This window comes from Paenibacillus sp. 2TAB26, from assembly GCF_052115145.1.
Classification (GTDB): Bacteria; Bacillota; Bacilli; order Paenibacillales; family Paenibacillaceae; genus Pristimantibacillus.
Map to the genome: position 1 here is coordinate 234,984 of NZ_JBFRGC010000006.1, position 16,629 is coordinate 251,612.

12 protein-coding genes are annotated in these 16,629 nt (G+C 43.8%); 8 read left to right on the plus strand and 4 right to left on the minus strand.

From position 1 onward, the window contains the following. Positions 1-226: 226 nt before the first annotated feature. On the minus strand, positions 227-2,470 hold the full coding sequence (locus AB4Z50_RS08515) for an AraC family transcriptional regulator (RefSeq protein WP_441877928.1): 2,244 nt from the start codon (positions 2,468-2,470) through the stop codon (positions 227-229). Between the two features lie 345 nt (positions 2,471-2,815). Between AB4Z50_RS08515 and AB4Z50_RS08520 the strand changes: the two genes are divergently transcribed. The 4 genes from AB4Z50_RS08520 (at position 2,816) to AB4Z50_RS08535 (ending at position 8,620) form a co-directional block, all read left to right on the plus strand. After that, on the plus strand, positions 2,816-4,831 hold the full coding sequence (locus AB4Z50_RS08520; RefSeq protein WP_441877930.1) for a beta-galactosidase: 2,016 nt from the start codon (positions 2,816-2,818) through the stop codon (positions 4,829-4,831). A gap of 256 nt (positions 4,832-5,087) precedes the next feature. Continuing rightward, complete coding sequence (locus AB4Z50_RS08525) at positions 5,088-6,011, plus strand: ABC transporter permease (protein ID WP_441877932.1); 924 nt, start codon at positions 5,088-5,090, stop codon at positions 6,009-6,011. A 43-nt stretch (positions 6,012-6,054) separates the two neighbouring features. After that, complete coding sequence (locus AB4Z50_RS08530) at positions 6,055-6,948, plus strand: carbohydrate ABC transporter permease (protein ID WP_339206543.1); 894 nt, start codon at positions 6,055-6,057, stop codon at positions 6,946-6,948. A gap of 64 nt (positions 6,949-7,012) precedes the next feature. Continuing rightward, positions 7,013-8,620 carry an extracellular solute-binding protein gene (locus AB4Z50_RS08535; RefSeq protein WP_441878037.1) on the plus strand — a complete coding sequence of 536 codons (1,608 nt, stop codon included), beginning with the start codon at positions 7,013-7,015 and terminating at the stop codon, positions 8,618-8,620. A 64-nt stretch (positions 8,621-8,684) separates the two neighbouring features. Here AB4Z50_RS08535 and AB4Z50_RS08540 read toward each other — a convergent pair whose 3' ends face one another. The 3 genes from AB4Z50_RS08540 to AB4Z50_RS08550 all read right to left on the minus strand — a co-directional run bounded on the left by AB4Z50_RS08540 (position 8,685) and on the right by AB4Z50_RS08550 (position 11,555). Continuing rightward, entirely contained in the window at positions 8,685-9,665 is a 981-nt protein-coding gene (locus AB4Z50_RS08540) for an alpha/beta fold hydrolase (RefSeq protein WP_441877935.1), read from the minus strand. 282 nt (positions 9,666-9,947) lie between these two features. Beyond that, the gene (deoD, locus tag AB4Z50_RS08545; protein WP_076271628.1) at positions 9,948-10,652 is read right to left on the minus strand and encodes a purine-nucleoside phosphorylase; all 705 of its coding nucleotides are present in this window, start codon (positions 10,650-10,652) and stop codon (positions 9,948-9,950) included. A gap of 186 nt (positions 10,653-10,838) precedes the next feature. Further along, positions 10,839-11,555 (minus strand): Crp/Fnr family transcriptional regulator, encoded by a 717-nt coding sequence (locus AB4Z50_RS08550; RefSeq protein ID WP_076271627.1) that lies wholly within the window; start codon positions 11,553-11,555, stop codon positions 10,839-10,841. Positions 11,556-11,697: 142 nt separating this feature from the next. On the opposite strand from AB4Z50_RS08550, the gene deoB reads away from it, so the two are divergent. The 4 genes from deoB (at position 11,698) to AB4Z50_RS08570 (ending at position 16,626) form a co-directional block, all read left to right on the plus strand. Next, on the plus strand, positions 11,698-12,897 hold the full coding sequence (gene deoB / locus AB4Z50_RS08555) for a phosphopentomutase (protein WP_441877937.1): 1,200 nt from the start codon (positions 11,698-11,700) through the stop codon (positions 12,895-12,897). Between the two features lie 20 nt (positions 12,898-12,917). After that, the gene (locus AB4Z50_RS08560; protein WP_441877939.1) at positions 12,918-13,955 is read left to right on the plus strand and encodes a BMP family lipoprotein; all 1,038 of its coding nucleotides are present in this window, start codon (positions 12,918-12,920) and stop codon (positions 13,953-13,955) included. Positions 13,956-14,027: 72 nt separating this feature from the next. Next, the gene (locus AB4Z50_RS08565; RefSeq protein ID WP_441877941.1) at positions 14,028-15,563 is read left to right on the plus strand and encodes an ABC transporter ATP-binding protein; all 1,536 of its coding nucleotides are present in this window, start codon (positions 14,028-14,030) and stop codon (positions 15,561-15,563) included. Continuing rightward, a complete protein-coding gene (locus AB4Z50_RS08570) occupies positions 15,556-16,626 on the plus strand; it encodes an ABC transporter permease (RefSeq protein ID WP_441877943.1) in 1,071 nt (356 codons plus the stop codon). Before AB4Z50_RS08565 ends, AB4Z50_RS08570 begins: the two co-directional genes overlap by 8 nt. Positions 16,627-16,629: the final 3 nt, after the last annotated feature.

A 16,629-nucleotide genomic window follows, 5' to 3' on the forward strand; every position in this document is an offset into this window, starting at 1 on the left:
CCATATACTAAAATAGCCTTCACCAACATGCTAACTGAACTTTACTCATTTATCAATAAATGACTCAGCATGCTCCCTTTGCTTTACACTACTGCTCTTTGTTGAAATCACGCATTACTAGCCTAATATAATAAAATACCCCTTTCTGCTCTATATAAAGCAAAGGAAAGGGGTACATTATAAATAATCTAACTGTGTGGCGATTATTCGAAGATAGTATAAAGTGTTAACCCAGCTTCGTTTTACGATAATCGGAAGGCGTTACGCCAAAGCTCTTTTTAAACATTCGGTGGAAGTAGGAGCTGCTCGTATAGCCGCTCTTCACCGCTATATCTACGATCGACAAATCGGTATTCTCCAAATGCTCCTTCGCACGTTCCATACGTACATTATTAATGRCATCAACAATAGTAGCCAGCGTCTGCTGTTTATATACCCGGCTCAAATAGATGGAGGACATGTCTAATTCATCAGCAATCCAGTTCAGGCTCAAATTCGGATTCGCGTATTCCTTTTGGATAAGATCATTAATCTTGCGAATCAAATCACCTTGTTTGGTGGAGCGCTTCATGGAAAGCTTCATTTGAATGTCATCGAACAAGGAGAAGAAAACATCATTAAGCTCATTAATCGTTTCAAAATGATCCGGCGTTGGAATATGGATGCTTAGGCTTGCTTCAACGTCCAAGCTGTTGTTTTTTTGAATCGTGAACAAAATATTGTTGACGGTCATCGTTAGATGCGAGATGGCAAGCTGAACGACATGGATCGGATATTGCGCCGTCTCCTGTACGATTTCTGCAAACAGTTTTTTGGCTTCCTCGGTCTTTGAGGTCATTAAAGCATCAGTCAATTTCCGCTCTTTGTCAGCGGGGAAAATATACTCCTTCGATTTCAGAGATATGATATCCTGTCCGTTAATTAAAGAGCCAAGACCATAGAACAAGCGATGCTGCGATGCTTCCTTCACCAGCTTGTAATGGGTAGAGAGCTGCTGTGCCTGAAAGGCCTCAGGGCTATACGTAATCGAGAGACCAATTTTCAAAAAGTCCAACGAGGAACGCTGAATTTTGGCAAGCATGTTTCGAAGCATCTCGTCATCAAGCTCATCGGATTCGTCGGGCCGGCCTAGAAGCATGATGACATAATCGGCATCCATGTCGACGGTTTCTACTCGATAATCGTTATGAGCAATCTCGGAAGCGATATTCATAATGGCAAACTTATAAACATGCAGATCGTCACCGCGATTTTGCTTCAGAGCCGCGAGCTCGTCAATTTTTAAGAGGACGACGCGGTAACGCGCATGAAAGTCGAAAGTAATTCCGCTGACCATCAGCTTCTGCAGCTGTGCGTTTGTTTGCAGTGATTGCGAGCCTTGGATAAGGCTGCGCAGCATATTTTGCCTAATGGTATAGGAACTGTTGCGTTTTTCTGTTTCGAGAATGTTCATCTTATTCATAATTTGATGAATCGGCCGATACAGCATACGGGAGAGCAGCCATGAAATGAATAAGCCGATGACCAAAATAATGACAGCAATCATGATCGTTGTATTTCGGATGGAATAAATAGCTTTAGTTACATGCTTGTATGGTGTCACACGTACGTATTGCCAGTCCAAGGAATCGGGAGAAGTATACGAGATGAGAGACTTCTTCCCGTCAAAGTCGGCAACAACATAACCAGACTCTTTGTTTTTAATCTTTTCATTAATGATTTGGTTATCCTCGTTGCTTAGTTTTTTAGGTAAAAGGGTATCACCGGATAACAGAAGGTTCTGATTGTCGAGAATATAGGATTTACCCTCGCTGTCGCTCTTATTGACGCCAATGTCTTTGTTGATCCAAGCGGAAGAAATATTAATAATAACAGCAGAATTAATCGTTTGCGTACGACCGATAGCATCATAACCTAAATAGGTGTAAGCCTTCGTAAGCTGCTCACCGGTGAGGTTAACTGTTTTATACGTTCTCGGAATAGGCGTGAACGGACGATACTCCTGGTAGTTATCGAGAATATCTAGTATCCCTTTATCTGCAAGCTCCTCTTTATTGAACGTGCCCCCTTCGGCTTGACGGCTGGCAGTGTAGAACAAGCCATTGGCCGAATTGTACACATAAATGGATTCAATGAACGGCATAGAGTTCAAATAGTTGTTCAATTCGTTCATCGCTGCCGTTACATCATAGATGTTAGGGTCATTGTAAAACATTAGCTTAGAGACACTGAAGGTTCGATAGATTTGGAAGGAGAGGGACTGTGCACTCTCGGTCATACTGATAACTTCTTTACTCGTTTGGGTTAGATTGCTGACGTCTGACTGGTAGGCTTTCTTCAAATCGATCTGCATGTAAGTGAAGAAATTAAACAAGGAGGATACCATTAGAGTAAGCACGATGCACAAAGTGATCGTGAACAGCAGCTTACTGTATAGTTTTCCGTTGTTTTTCAATTGAACAGCTGGCATGTTGGCTCCCCCTTTATATATGTAGAACATTTTGGAATTAACATGGTTAGCTGTATTAGCGTAAGCGCTTCCCTATATAGCCAAACGTTGATCGAATGCCTTTTAGGAATTAGTTTGAATATTTCACTAGTCAGCTCGCTGATACAAGGAACATTATAATCTTCACTTGCAGCTTGGTGCAATGAACCAAATAAATGAAGGTGAATGAACTTGATTTTATGGAGTGAACAATATAAACCACAGTGAACTTATCGGCGAAACGCTGGAAGTTGGATGACAACGGGGTGCTTTATCCGTTAGAATGTCACGGAATATGGCGCTGATGGCAGAAGGGACCGTGAAGATATGATTAATACGAAGCTGAAGCAGATTTGGTATGGAGGAGATTATAACCCGGATCAGTGGCCGGAGGAGATATGGCATGAGGATATGCGTCTTTTTAAAGAAGCGGGAATTAATGTAGTGACGCTTCCTGTATTCAGCTGGGCGAAGCTGCAGCCATCGGAGGATACGTATGATTTTGGATGGCTGGACAAGCTGCTGAACCTCATCGCGGAAAATGGGATTTATGCCTGTCTCGCCACATCAACCGCTGCACAGCCGGCATGGATGTCGCGCAAATATGAGGATGTGCTGCCTGTTGATGTGGACGGAAGAAAGCGCACGCATGGCGCACGTACGAACTTTTGTCCAAACAGCAAGACCTATCGCAGATTATCGGGTCAGCTGGCACGTAAATTAGCCGAGCGATACAAAGATCATTCGGCACTGCTCATTTGGCATATTAACAACGAATACGGCACGCATTGTTATTGCAGCAGCTGTGCGGCGGAATTCCGCGAATGGTTGAAGTTGAAATACGAGACAATTGAGCGGCTGAATGCTGAGTGGAATATGAGCTTTTGGGGACACACCGTCTACGAATGGGAGGAAATCGTACCGCCATCCAATTTAAACGGAGATAACCGTAATTTCCAGCCCATGGCGATTGATTACAAGCGTTTTATGTCCGATTCTATTCTCGGCTGCTACCAAATTGAATATGCGGAGCTGAAGGCGGTTACGCCGGATATTCCGATTACGACGAATATTTGGGGCTTATTTAACGGTCTTGATCTGAAAAAATGGGGCGAAGCGATGGATGTTGTCTCTTGGGACAGCTATCCGCAAATGAATGAGCCTATGGGCAATGTGGCAATGCGCCATGACTATATGCGCGGCTTAAAGGACGGCAAGCCCTTCATGCTGATGGAGCAAACACCGAGCCAGCAAAACTGGCAGCCTTATAATAGCTTAAAGCGTCCCGGCGTAATGCGGCTTTGGAGCTATCAAGCCGTTGCGCATGGCGCAGACACGGTTATGTTCTTCCAGCTTCGCCGCTCATTCGGGGCATGCGAGAAATATCATGGTGCAGTTATCGAGCATGTCGGTCACGAGGATACGCGAGTATTTCGTGAATGTGCTGCGCTCGGGCGTGAGCTTGATGAGCTTGGCGATCGTTTGCTTGATTCGGAGGTTCATGCCGAGGTCGCGTTATTGTTCGATATTGATACGTGGAACGCAGTGGAAATTACGAGCGGGCCGAGTGTTGATCTGAATTATTTGGATCAAGCGCAAAAGTATTACAAAGCATTTTACGATCAGAATGTGGCGATCGATGTGCTTAGTCCGCTGAGCGATTTCTCCAAATACAAAATTGTTGTAGCTCCCGTGCTATATATGTTAAAGCCAGGTGTTGCTGAGCGAATTGAAGCGTTTGTACAAAATGGAGGCACCTTCATCACTACCTTCTTCAGCGGCATCGTCAACGAGAACGACCTGGTTACGCTTGGCGGATACCCGGGCAAGCTCCGCAATTTGCTGGGACTATGGGTGGAGGAGATTGACAGCCTACTGCCTGAGATGCGCAATAGTGTTGAAATTGGCGAGGCATTTGGCCATGTAGCAGGAACATATGAGTGTGGTTTGCTATGTGATCTTCTTCATCTTGAGGGAGCGAGAGCAATCGGGACGTATGGCAAAGATTTTTACGCGGGCATGCCAGCGCTGACGGTAAACGCATTTGGTTCAGGTGAAGCCTATTACGTAGCTACAGCGCCGGAACAAAAGCTGTTAGCGAATCTGATCCAAACGTTGTGCGCAAAACATCAGATTGTTGCTCCGTTCACAGCATCAGCAGGTGTAGAACTCGCGCAGAGAGTCAAAGGGGATCAGGTATATACGTTTGTTTTGAACCATAACAGCCATCAATCGACGATTTCTCTCGAAAATGTGAGCTATTTCGACCTATTAACTAATCGTCAGGTGAGTGGAACGGTAGAAATAGAGCCGTATGGCGTTATGATTTTGCAAAAAGCATAAGCAATGATTCTAAAAACCACGATTTCGTTCGTCTCGAATGACACTTCGAGCAGACGATCTTGTGGTTTTTTTGACGCCTATTCCGAGTGAAATGGCTTGTTAATACATAAAAGTTTAAATCGTTCACTGTTCATTTCGCTAATTCGTTCACTGACTTTGCAATCTTACTCTTTCTCCCAAAACAGGGGCGGCGTACAGTGAGAACAGCAGACAACACGAAATAGAAAAGAACGCTTTGAGAGGAGACATCATCTGCATGTTGAAAAAAAATGGAGTGCTTAGGGAGCTTGTAACGAATCGTATACTCTTCCTTATGTTATTGCCGGCGCTTATCTTCTTCCTAATTAACTCGTATGTTCCAATGGTGGGTATCTACTACGCTTTCACAAGGTTCGACTTCAACACAAGCTTGTTCAATAGCCAATTCGTTGGACTCGACAACTTCAAGTTTTTATGGAAATCGGGGGTTCTCGCAAGACTAACCTTAAATACGGTCGGCTATAACATCGTATTTATTCTACTCGGAAACGTGCTCGCTATTGCGCTTGCCATTCTACTAAGCGAGCTGCGCTTGCAATGGTTTAAGAAGCTGACGCAATCGATCATGTTTCTACCGTATTTCGTGTCCTTCGTTATTCTTAGTGTCATCGTTTACAACGTGTTCAACTATGAGAGCGGATTTCTGAATTCGACGCTGAAGTCATTGGGATACGAATCATTGGACGTATACAATACGCCATGGGTGTGGGTGTTCCTCATTATCATCTTCTACCTATGGAAAAATATCGGGTACAGCATGGTTATCTACCTAGCATCGATTACTGGAATTAGCGAAGAGTATTATGAGGCTGCCAAAATCGACGGTGCGAACATTTTCCAGCGTATCTGGTACATTACCGTTCCGATGCTGAAGACAACATTCGTTATGCTCCTGCTGTTCGCACTCGGAAGTATCATGAAAGGCCAGTTCGACTTGTTCTACCAGCTGATCGGCAACAACGGCGTGCTTTACAATACGACAGATATTCTCGATACGTATGTGTACCGTTCACTGAAAGTGACGTTCGATATCGGCATGTCGACAGCCGCTGGTCTATACCAATCGCTATTCGGCTTCGTTCTTATCATGACCGTCAACTATATCATCAAGAAAATCAACGACGAGTACGCATTGTTCTAAACGATTTGAAGCAATCGCTATCAGCTAACTGTAGGAGGTACCCATGAAAATCAAAGACGACAATTATATGAAATGGTTTAGACTCATCGCTTTTATAGTCATCCTCATTTCAACTGTAGCCTGCTTGTTTCCGTTCCTGCTCATTATATCTGCTTCTTTTACGCAAAATGAAGCCATTATAAGAGATGGCTACCATCTCATTCCAACTGTGTTTTCTTTTGAGGGTTATGCGACGGTGTTCCGTTTTCCGAAGCAGGTATTGCAAGCCTATGGCGTGACCACGCTAACCACGGTTATCGGGACGACGCTTGGATTGTTCCTGATGACGATGGCTGGATACGTCCTGCAGCGCAAGGATTTCAAATATCGCAATTTCTTTGCTTTTATGATTTATTTCACGACGCTGTTTGGCGGCGGACTGGTGCCTTGGTACATCCTAATGACCAAGTATTTGAAGCTGACTGACAAGCTTGAAGTGTTGATATTGCCGGGTCTTATGACGCCTTTCCTTATTATTCTGATGAAAAACTTTATCCGCTCCGCAGTACCGGATGAGGTTATTGAATCGGCTAAAATCGATGGCGCAAACGACTTTACCATTTATAGCCGGATTGTGCTTCAGCTGTCGATGCCGGGCATCGCAACCGTAGGTTTATTCTTGGCGCTTCATTATTGGAATGACTGGTTCACTTCCTCGTTGTTTATTAACGACACGACGAAGTACCAGCTGCAATATTACTTGTACAACGTTATTAATGCGATGAGCTTCGTTGCGCAAATGGGCTCGGGAACTGGCGTCTCGCTAGGCTCCGACATGCCGACAGAATCAACGAAGATGGCAATGTCCATTATCGTTACAGGACCAATCCTGTTCCTGTATCCGTTCGTGCAGCGTTATTTTGTAAAAGGATTGACGATTGGTGCGGTTAAAGGTTAGAACTAGACAAGGGATCAATCATTCCACGTTTAGCTAACATAGATAAGAACTTATTAAAGGGAGGATTCACATGACTAAGAAAGCAGCAAAAGCGGTCTCCATGTTTCTATCCATCATCGTGCTTATTACAGTACTAGCAGCTTGCGGATCGAATAACAATGGAAACAGCGGCAGTAGCGCCACCGATGCTCCAAAAGACACAGAGGGTACAACTAACGAAGGCGCAACGAATGAAGGCGGCGAAAAATCAGGTATCGATACGTCGAAAAAAGTGGAATTGCAATTTTATATGTTAGGCGATGCTCCTAAAGATATCGCTTCTATTCAAGAGCAAGTCAACAAAATGGCATTGGAAGATTTGAATGCTACTGTTAAATTTAACTACACGTCTTGGACAGATTGGGATCAAAAGTACAAGCTATTGCTTGGATCAGGCCAACAGGTTGACTTGATCTTCACAGCGGATTGGACGCAATACCAATCGTATGCGAAGAAAGGCGCTTTCCAAGCGCTAGACAAGATTCTTCCCGTAGCAGCGCCTACGCTTAACTCTTACGTGCCAGCAGATATGTGGGAAGCTGTAAAAATCGACGGTCAAATCTACACGGTTCCAGCTACGTACAAGGAGTATGTAACGGATGGTTTTGTATGGCGTGAGGATCTTCGCGAGAAATACAATCTGCCTACACCAGTAGATATTGCAACGTTCGAGCAATACCTAGACGGAATCAAGAAAAATGAACCAACGGTTACACCGCTTTCGATGAACTCGGATGTGAAAACAAACCTAATGGATCGTTTCATTGGTATTTCCCATTCTCCAGTTGGTGCGCTGCCATACGGTATCGGCATCGACTATGCAACACCTAATGAAGTACATTCTTACTGGGGTTCAGATGAGCAAATTCAAGATTTGACGGTAATGAAGCGTTGGCAGGATAACGGCTACATGGTGAAAAACGTGCTGGCTGTTAAAGATACGCTGCAGGATCAAATCACAAGCGGCAAAGCTGCAGCAATTATTGGGGACAACCCGACTCGCTATAATGATATGGTAATCAAAATTCAAGCAACTCACCCGGATTGGAAGCTCGGCTACCACCCATTCCCAAAAACAAATGGAATTGCAACGCCAGTTCACCCAATCCACAACGGATTCGCTATTCCAGCTAGCAGCAAAAACGCTGAGCGCGCGCTTGCGTTCTACGAGAAGCTGGTTACGGACAAACGCTACAACATGCTTACGCAATACGGTGTAGAAGGCAAAAACTATGAAGTAAAAGACGGTTATTACTCGATGATCGGCGATTCGAACTCGAACGGCTTCCCTCGTGAGGGAATGAACGGTTGGGCTTGGAGAAACCCTGAGTTCATGCTGTTCGACAAAAACTATGATGGCGTAAAAGCGATCTTCGATGAGCTTGATAAAATTCAAGTGCCTGATAAATTCACAGGTTTCGCAGAAGATTACACACCATACCAAGCAGAGAGAGCAGCACTTGAGCAGGTAGAGAAACAATACTTGTTCCCGCTGAATGCAGGTCTCGTGAAAAACGTAGAAGATGGCGTGAAAACGTTCATGGAAAAAGCAAAACAAGCAGGCCTTGAGAAAATTCAAGCGGAATACACGAAACAATGGCAAGCTTATGTAACTGAGCAAGGCATTAAATAAGACAAGTTAAGAAAACAGATCATTCCTCTTAGGAGGATGATCTGTTTTTTTTGTTATAGCTAATCTATTCGAATGCTTCAGCATGACCCGCCAATTGAAGCAATTCATCAACAACAATGCCTGGCTGATAGCTATGGAGGGAATGGGAGCTGCCTTTCACGATGGTTTGCTTGCCGGAAACAGACCATGAAGGAAGCGCTGCTTCACTGTCTGCCCATGACTGATCATCGTCCAGCTTGCCAAAATAGTCCGCAGTCAATACGGTAATGGGAATTTTCAGCGGTTTTCCTCCCTCAAGCACCATTTTGGCATTCTCTCGGCTTTGGCTCATTTCATCCGTCATATTTCGGTTTCCAGTCCTTAGCAGCAAGGCTTTGCGGTTTAATTCCTTCAGCTCCTCCGGCAATAGCTTTTCCCCGTTGCTTTCATCGGATAGCCATTTTACGAAGCCATCCATATGATTCAAAGCCCGCAGTATGCCAAATGTCCGGAGTCCTTTTTGCATCCAAGGAATAAGAGTAAGCTCCGGGCTGGACTTGTAATATTCAGGACTTCCGCCCTCTATAAGCAGAATGCCATTCACTTCTTCTGGAAAACGTTGCGCGTACCGGATAGTTTCCAGAGAGCCCATTGAATGGGCGGCAAAAATATAAGGCGGCTTCTGCCCAGAGACCTGAAGCAGCTCATGAATCTCGTCGATAATCATGTTGATGTCCCGCTTTCTGTCTGTCATATCACTGTATCCGTAACCGAAACGGTCATAGACCACAATCTTCACATGCTGCTTCAGTCCTTCATACAAAGGATAAAAATCGGCATAGGGATTCGTCGTTCCCCACCCTGAAGCGAAGACGATTGTTGCATCACCTGTACCTTCCGAATAGAGATGCATTTTGCTGCCTGCTACATTATACAGTTTCCCGGTAGGTTTATATGTTTTTCGGTCCTGCTTGGAACCGTACCATTGATAAGCGGCTCCGAGACCTGCCAGCACCACAAGAATGACGAGCAGGGAAAACATAATTTTGCGAACAAACCTCCACATGTTTAGCTTCTCCCTCTATATAAAAATTACCATATTTATCTAATATATAGAGATCTAAAAGAATTTAAAACGGACTTTAGTAAAGGGGATGCCCCGTCTTTGGTCTGGTCAGCTGACTGTAAGAGCTAAGGGCCGTAATGTAGTATGAAAGAATTGAATTCATCGCCATGTGGGCTTTATGCAGAGAAAGAGCTCGATTCCGAAGTGGAATCGAGCTCTTTTTTTAAAATCCAATGTATAGGTTGATGAGCTGTGACAGGGTTCTGACTGTTAGTTAAGGATCTATTTAGCTACGGTTTCTAGTGCGACTTCAATCATATCGTTGAAGGTCGTTTGTCTCTCTTGTGCAGTCGTTTGTTCTCCAGTAAGAATATGATCACTTACCGTTAGGAGGCTGAGACCTTTTACGCCGAATTTAACTGTTAAATAATAAAGTGCGGCTGTTTCCATTTCTACTGCCAATACGCCATGGCGGCCTAGCTTGGTCACGGCATCTTTGTCTTCCGTGTAGAAAACATCAGAAGACAGCACGTTACCTACGCGCAGGTTAAGGCCTTTGGCCTCTCCAATTTCATAAGCGGTTTTAATTAGATCAAAGTTTCCAATCTGAGGGAAGTCAAACCCAGGGAATTGGTTGCGAATGATAGCGGAATCGGTAGCCGCTGCTTGCGCAATAAGAACATCGCGGAGATTCACATCATTTTGAATAGCACCGCATGTTCCGATACGAACGAGATTTTTGGCACCATAATCGTTGATCAATTCTTGAATATATATGGACGCAGAAGGCATACCCATTCCTGTACCTTGAATCGATACACGGTTGCCCTTATATGTGCCTGTAAAGCCTAACATGCCACGTACATTGTTGTAACAGACGACATTTTCGAGGAAGGTCTCCGCAATATACTTTGCGCGCAGCGGATCTCCAGGTAATAAGACGGATTCTGCAATTTCGCCAATCTTTGCTTCAATATGAAAACTCATGTGAATTCCCTCCAATGTTTCTTATCGTGCATCACAAAAAAGAATGCACGAGAAGCATAGCATGATTCGATATCCACATTATGTTAAAGGGATTACTTAACTTTTGTGAACTGGTTCACAAAATAACTGTTAGCGCAGTTACGGAAATAAAGCGCTGTCATTTGTATTATTAGGTGCACGGCATCGTTAAATGTTATGCCACTTACGCATTGCAGGAAGCTCTTCGGTTTCATTACAGATCGATTCTATCATTTCCTTATCAAGGAGGTATAAGTACTTATCACGAATGTCGATCAGTCCTTCGGCTTGAAACTCACCCAGCGTTTTGGAGATGGATTCTCGCGTGACTCCGAGCATGTTGGCGAACAAGGATTGATTAATTTTTAAATCGATTTTGTATGCGTTATCACTGGCGACTCCATAGTTGTAATAGAGATCCATAATGAGATTAACTACTTTTCCACGTACGTCATGGAAGGTCAAATAACGAATCATGCGATTGAGCATCCGAGTTCGCTCTACAAGAATTTTGTAAGCGTTTCGCAGGATGGAAGGATATTGATCTACAAGCTGCAGGAAATCCCGTTTTGACAGCAGCCAAACGTTGACGTCTTCTAAGGCTTCTATGGATGAGATCCGATGATTATCGCTGGAGAGGGCTTCTACTTCTCCAATGATATCGCCGGCACTAGTAATACTCAGAACGACTTCTTTTCCTTCGTACATGCGATAAATCTTGATCATACCTGAGCGAATAAGATAAACCTCGTCACTTTGGTCATTTTCAAACATTAGAACATGGTTCTTCTTGAACCGTCGTTCTTTGAGCAATGGGGTTATTTTTTGCAATTCATCTTTAGGAATGTCCGAGAAAATCGAGATGTCTGAGATGTTGTCGATCATAAGAATTTTCCTTTCGCATTTCAATATTTAAGCAACTCTTAGGTAAGAGATTGCGAAACGGCTAGAAACGTATTGTAGCATGGATTGGGTGGAAAATAGCAATGTATGGCCTTAGCTTTTTTTTGAAAAATGAGGTGTATTTATGAAATTCGAGCGAATAAGCGTGATTGTGCTGGATAGTGTTGGTATCGGTGCATTACCGGACGCTGCAGCTTTCGGAGATGAAGGCAGCCATACCTTAGGACATATTTGCGAGCAAGTACCGGACATGAAATTACCAAATCTTACAGCTATGGGTCTAGGTAATATTGCCCCACTGGCTACCATCTTGAAAGCGGATAAACCTCTAGCATCTTATGGCAAGATGGCGGAGGTATCCGTAGGCAAAGATACGATGACGGGTCATTGGGAACTCATGGGACTCGAAGTAAAGGTGCCCTTTCAAGTTTATTCCGATGGATTTCCAGCGGAATTGATTGAGAAGTTCGAAGCCTTGACCGGTCGCAAGGTGATTGGAAACAAGCCGGCTTCTGGAACTGAAATTTTGGACGAGTATGGAGAAGAGCAGCTCCGAACGGGCGCATGGATTGTTTATACTTCCGGCGACAGCGTATTCCAAATCGCAGCTCATGAGGATGTTATTCCATTAAATGAGCTATATCATGCATGTGAAATTGCGCGTGAGCTAACTTTGAATGATCCTTATGTAGTTGGCCGAGTCATAGCGAGGCCTTACATCGGTGAGCCGGGAGCTTATAAACGTACACCTAATCGGCATGATTATGCACTCAAGCCATTTGGAGAAACCGTGCTTGATCATCTGAAAAATGAAGGCCTCGATGTTATTTCGGTCGGGAAGATCAACGATATTTTCACAGGGCAAGGAATTAATGAATCCTATCCAACAAAGAGCAATTTGGATGGCATCAAGGCAACGATTAAGCTGCTGAATCGGCCTTTCCACGGATTGTTATTCACAAACTTAGTTGATTTTGATTCTTTATATGGCCATCGTCGCGATCCTAAAGGATACGCAGCCTGCCTTGAAGAGTTCGATCAGTATGTACCAGAGCTTATGCAGCAAATGGAGGGCAACGATTTACTTATCATTACGGCTGATCACGGCAACGACCCAACTGCGCCAGGAACGGACCATACCCGTGAATATGTACCTATCTTGATTTACAGCCCATCGTTAGTAAAGGACAGCATTTCTATTGGCACAAGAAGCACATTTGCTGATTTAGCTGCAACGATTGCAGAAAATTTCATGGTCACTAAACCAGCTATCGGGGAAAGCTTCTTGGAATTGTTAGTAAATCAAACCAATAACGAGGAATAAAACATTAGGGGGAATTTACAATGAAAAAAACAATGAAAGCATTATTGCCTTTAATACTGATTTTTACGTTAGTCATAACAGCATGCGGTCAAAAAAACGATACGGGCAACGCAGGGGCTGCAGGTACAGATAATAAACAAGAGCTTAAAAAGCTGAAAGTCGGAATGGTTACTGACCTTGGCAGTGTAAATGACAAATCCTTTAACCAAAGTGCTTGGGAAGCGTTGCAGAAATTAAAGAAGGACTTTGGTTTTGAAGTGAAGTACCTGGAACCAAAAACAGATGGCGATGTTGTTCCTAACTTAAATCAATTTGTCAAAGCAAACTATGATTTAACATGGGCAACTGCCTTCACTTTAGCTGATGCAGTAACACAGCTATCCAAAGAAAATCCAGATAAGATGTTTGGAATTGTCGATTCTGACCTTGTGCTCCCGAATGTAGCCGCTATTTCTTTTAAAGAGCAAGAAGGCTCGTTCCTAGTTGGTGTTATCGCAGGTTTAACGACAAAAACAAATAAAATCGGCTTTATCGGCGGCATGGATATTCCCGTTATTAAACGGTTTGAAGCGGGCTTCCGCGAAGGGATAAAAGCTGTAAATCCAGATGCAAAATTAATCGTTAACTATACAGGGCTATTCAACCGGGTAGATATGGGGAAATCTGCAGCTTCTACCATCTATAACGATGGTGCAGATATCATATTCCATGCAGCAGGACTAACAGGCAATGGTGTATTTAATGAAGCGAAGGAACGTAATAGCAAGGGCGGAAAAGTATGGGTCATTGGCGTGGATAAAGATCAATCTTTAACTTTCGGAGATGATGTTACATTAACTTCGATGATCAAAAAAGTAGATGAGGCTGTTTACCAAGCTTCAAAAAAATTAGCTGAAGGCGATTTCCCGGCGGGTAAAGTGACATTAATGGGCCTCAAAGAAAATGGAGTCGATATTGCTCCAAATTCGAAAACGAATGTAGCGCCGGAAGTTCTTGCTAAGGTCGAGGAATATCGCACGAAAATCATAAATGGCGAGATCGTCGTACCGGAAAAATAATGCGATTTCGTCCCCTCTTCTATCATTGTCCTTGATAGAGTGAGGGGACGAATATTTTGGGGAGGGTCTTATATGACTAAGACAGATGTCGTGTTAGAGCTGAAAGGGATAACCAAAAGATTCCCCGGCGTAGTCGCTAACGATTCGATTAGCTTGCAGCTAAAGCGTGGAGAAATTCATGCTTTGCTCGGGGAAAATGGATCAGGGAAATCCACCCTAATGAGTATCGTATTCGGATTATATCAGCCAGACGAAGGCGAGATTCATGTAAATGGGAAGCATGAGCTGATGGATAGTCCAAACAAGGCAATTGAGCTCGGAATTGGGATGGTGCATCAGCATTTTAAATTGGTAGAGCCTTTTACGGTAACGGAAAATATCATTCTCGGAATGGAACCCAAAAAAGGGATGAAGATTGATATTAAAGGAGCAAGTAAAAAGGTAAAAGAGCTATCTGAACGTTATAAGCTTGATGTTGATCCAATGGCAACCATCGAATCGATCAGTGTAGGGATGCAGCAGCGCGTAGAAATTTTAAAAACACTATACCGCGGAGCAGATATTCTAATCTTTGATGAGCCTACTGCTGTGTTAACTCCACAAGAGATCACAGAATTATTGGCTATTATGAAGCGTCTTGTCGCTGAGGGCAAATCTATTATTCTCATTACTCATAAGCTGAAGGAAATTATGGAAATAGCAGATACTTGCACCATTATTCGGCGTGGTAAGCGGATTGAAAGTGTGGAAGTAGCATCGAGCGATGCGCAGCAATTAGCGGAAAAAATGGTAGGCAAAGAAGTTAATTTTAAAACTGCCAAAAGAGCAGCTAACCCGAAAAAAGCGTTATTAGAAGTGAAAAATTTAGTGGTTACAGGCAGTAACGGCAAGGCTGCTGTTAATGATCTCAGCTTCTCCGTAAGGGCGGGCGAGATTGTCGGTATTGCTGGTGTAGACGGCAATGGCCAGTCAGAGCTAATCGAAGCTTTAACAGGTATGCAAAGCATACGTTCAGGTGAAATTTGGCTGCAAGGCAAAAGCATCGCCAATCTTGCTCCGCGTACGATTTCTGAAGCGGGAATGTCACATATTCCGCAGGATCGGCATAAACATGGACTCGTTCTGGACTTTTCTGTCAGTGAAAATACAATTTTGCAAACGTATTATCAACCAGAAATAAGCAAGCACGGTTTTATTAATAAGAAAACGATGGATGACATGGCAACGCGGTTAGTGAACGAGTTTGATATACGCACACCAGGTATTGATACATTCGTTCGTTCGATGTCAGGAGGAAACCAGCAAAAAATCATTATCGCACGCGAAATCGATAAAAATCCGCAGGTCTTGATTGCGGCTCAGCCCACGCGAGGGCTGGACGTAGGCGCGATTGAATTTGTGCATCAGCAGTTAATCGCAGAACGTGATCAAGGCAAAGCTGTTTTGCTGATTTCGTTTGAGCTGGATGAAATACTCAATGTAGCAGACCGTATTCTGGTCCTATTCGGCGGACAAATTGTTGGAGAAACCACGCCAGAAACAACAAATGATCAGCAATTAGGAATGATGATGGCAGGCAAGCATGAAGGAGAAGGCATCCATGAATAAAATAATGAGTATTTTCAAACGGGAATCTGCACTTATCCCTCTTGTTGCCATTGTTATGGGTTTGCTGTTAGGCGCCATTATTATGTGGATTGGCGGCTACGATCCCATGCTGGCCTATAAATCTCTAATCGATAAAATATTCGGCAGCCGTTACGATTTTGGAGAAGCTATGCGTACGATTGTACCGCTTATGATGAGCGGCTTGGCCGTAGCGATTGCTTTTCGTTCTGGCATGTTTAATATTGGCGTAGACGGTCAGATTATTATGGGATCGCTCGGCGCTTTAATTGTAGGCACACAGTTTAGTCTGCCGCCTGTGCTGCATGCGCTGCTGGCTGTCCTAGTTGGCGCCTTGCTTGGCGGGATGTGGGGAGCGCTAGTGGGTTATATTAAGGCAAAACGTGGCATTAATGAAGTGATTACCAGCATCATGCTTAATTTCATAGCGCTTTATTTGGCGAATTATATTATTCGGACGTTCATGCCGCAAGCAGGTACGCAACGCTCCGCCTTGATTCATGAATCCGCTAGTATTCAAATTAGCTGGCTCTCAGAGCTGATGGATGGCGCACGTATTCACTGGGGATTTGTGATTGCGATTATTGCGGTAATTTTCTACCACATCTATTTAACCAAGACCACATGGGGTTATGAGCTGCGGGCAGTTGGACTTAATTCTGATGCTGCAAAATATGCAGGAATGAAGGTTTCGAATGTTATGGTTCGTACCATGTTTATTTCAGGCGTATTTGGCGGTTTGATTGGTACCTTTGAAGTGTTAGGCGTGTTCAACTATGTGGCTATCAACTCGGTTTCATCTGGCCTAGGTTTTGATGGTATAGCTGTAGCTTTGCTTGGCGGCAATAGCGCACTTGGCGTATTCCTCTCTGCGTCCCTCATTGGGGGCCTTACCTATGGTTCGCAAGGCATGAGCTTTGGTGCAGAGGTGCCAGGCGAAATTATTCGGATGATTATTGCATTTATTATCTTTTTTGTTGCTGCACCAGGCATCGTTAAGTTGCTTTTCCGGACGATTAAACTAAAATCAAAGAAGAAGGTGTGACAG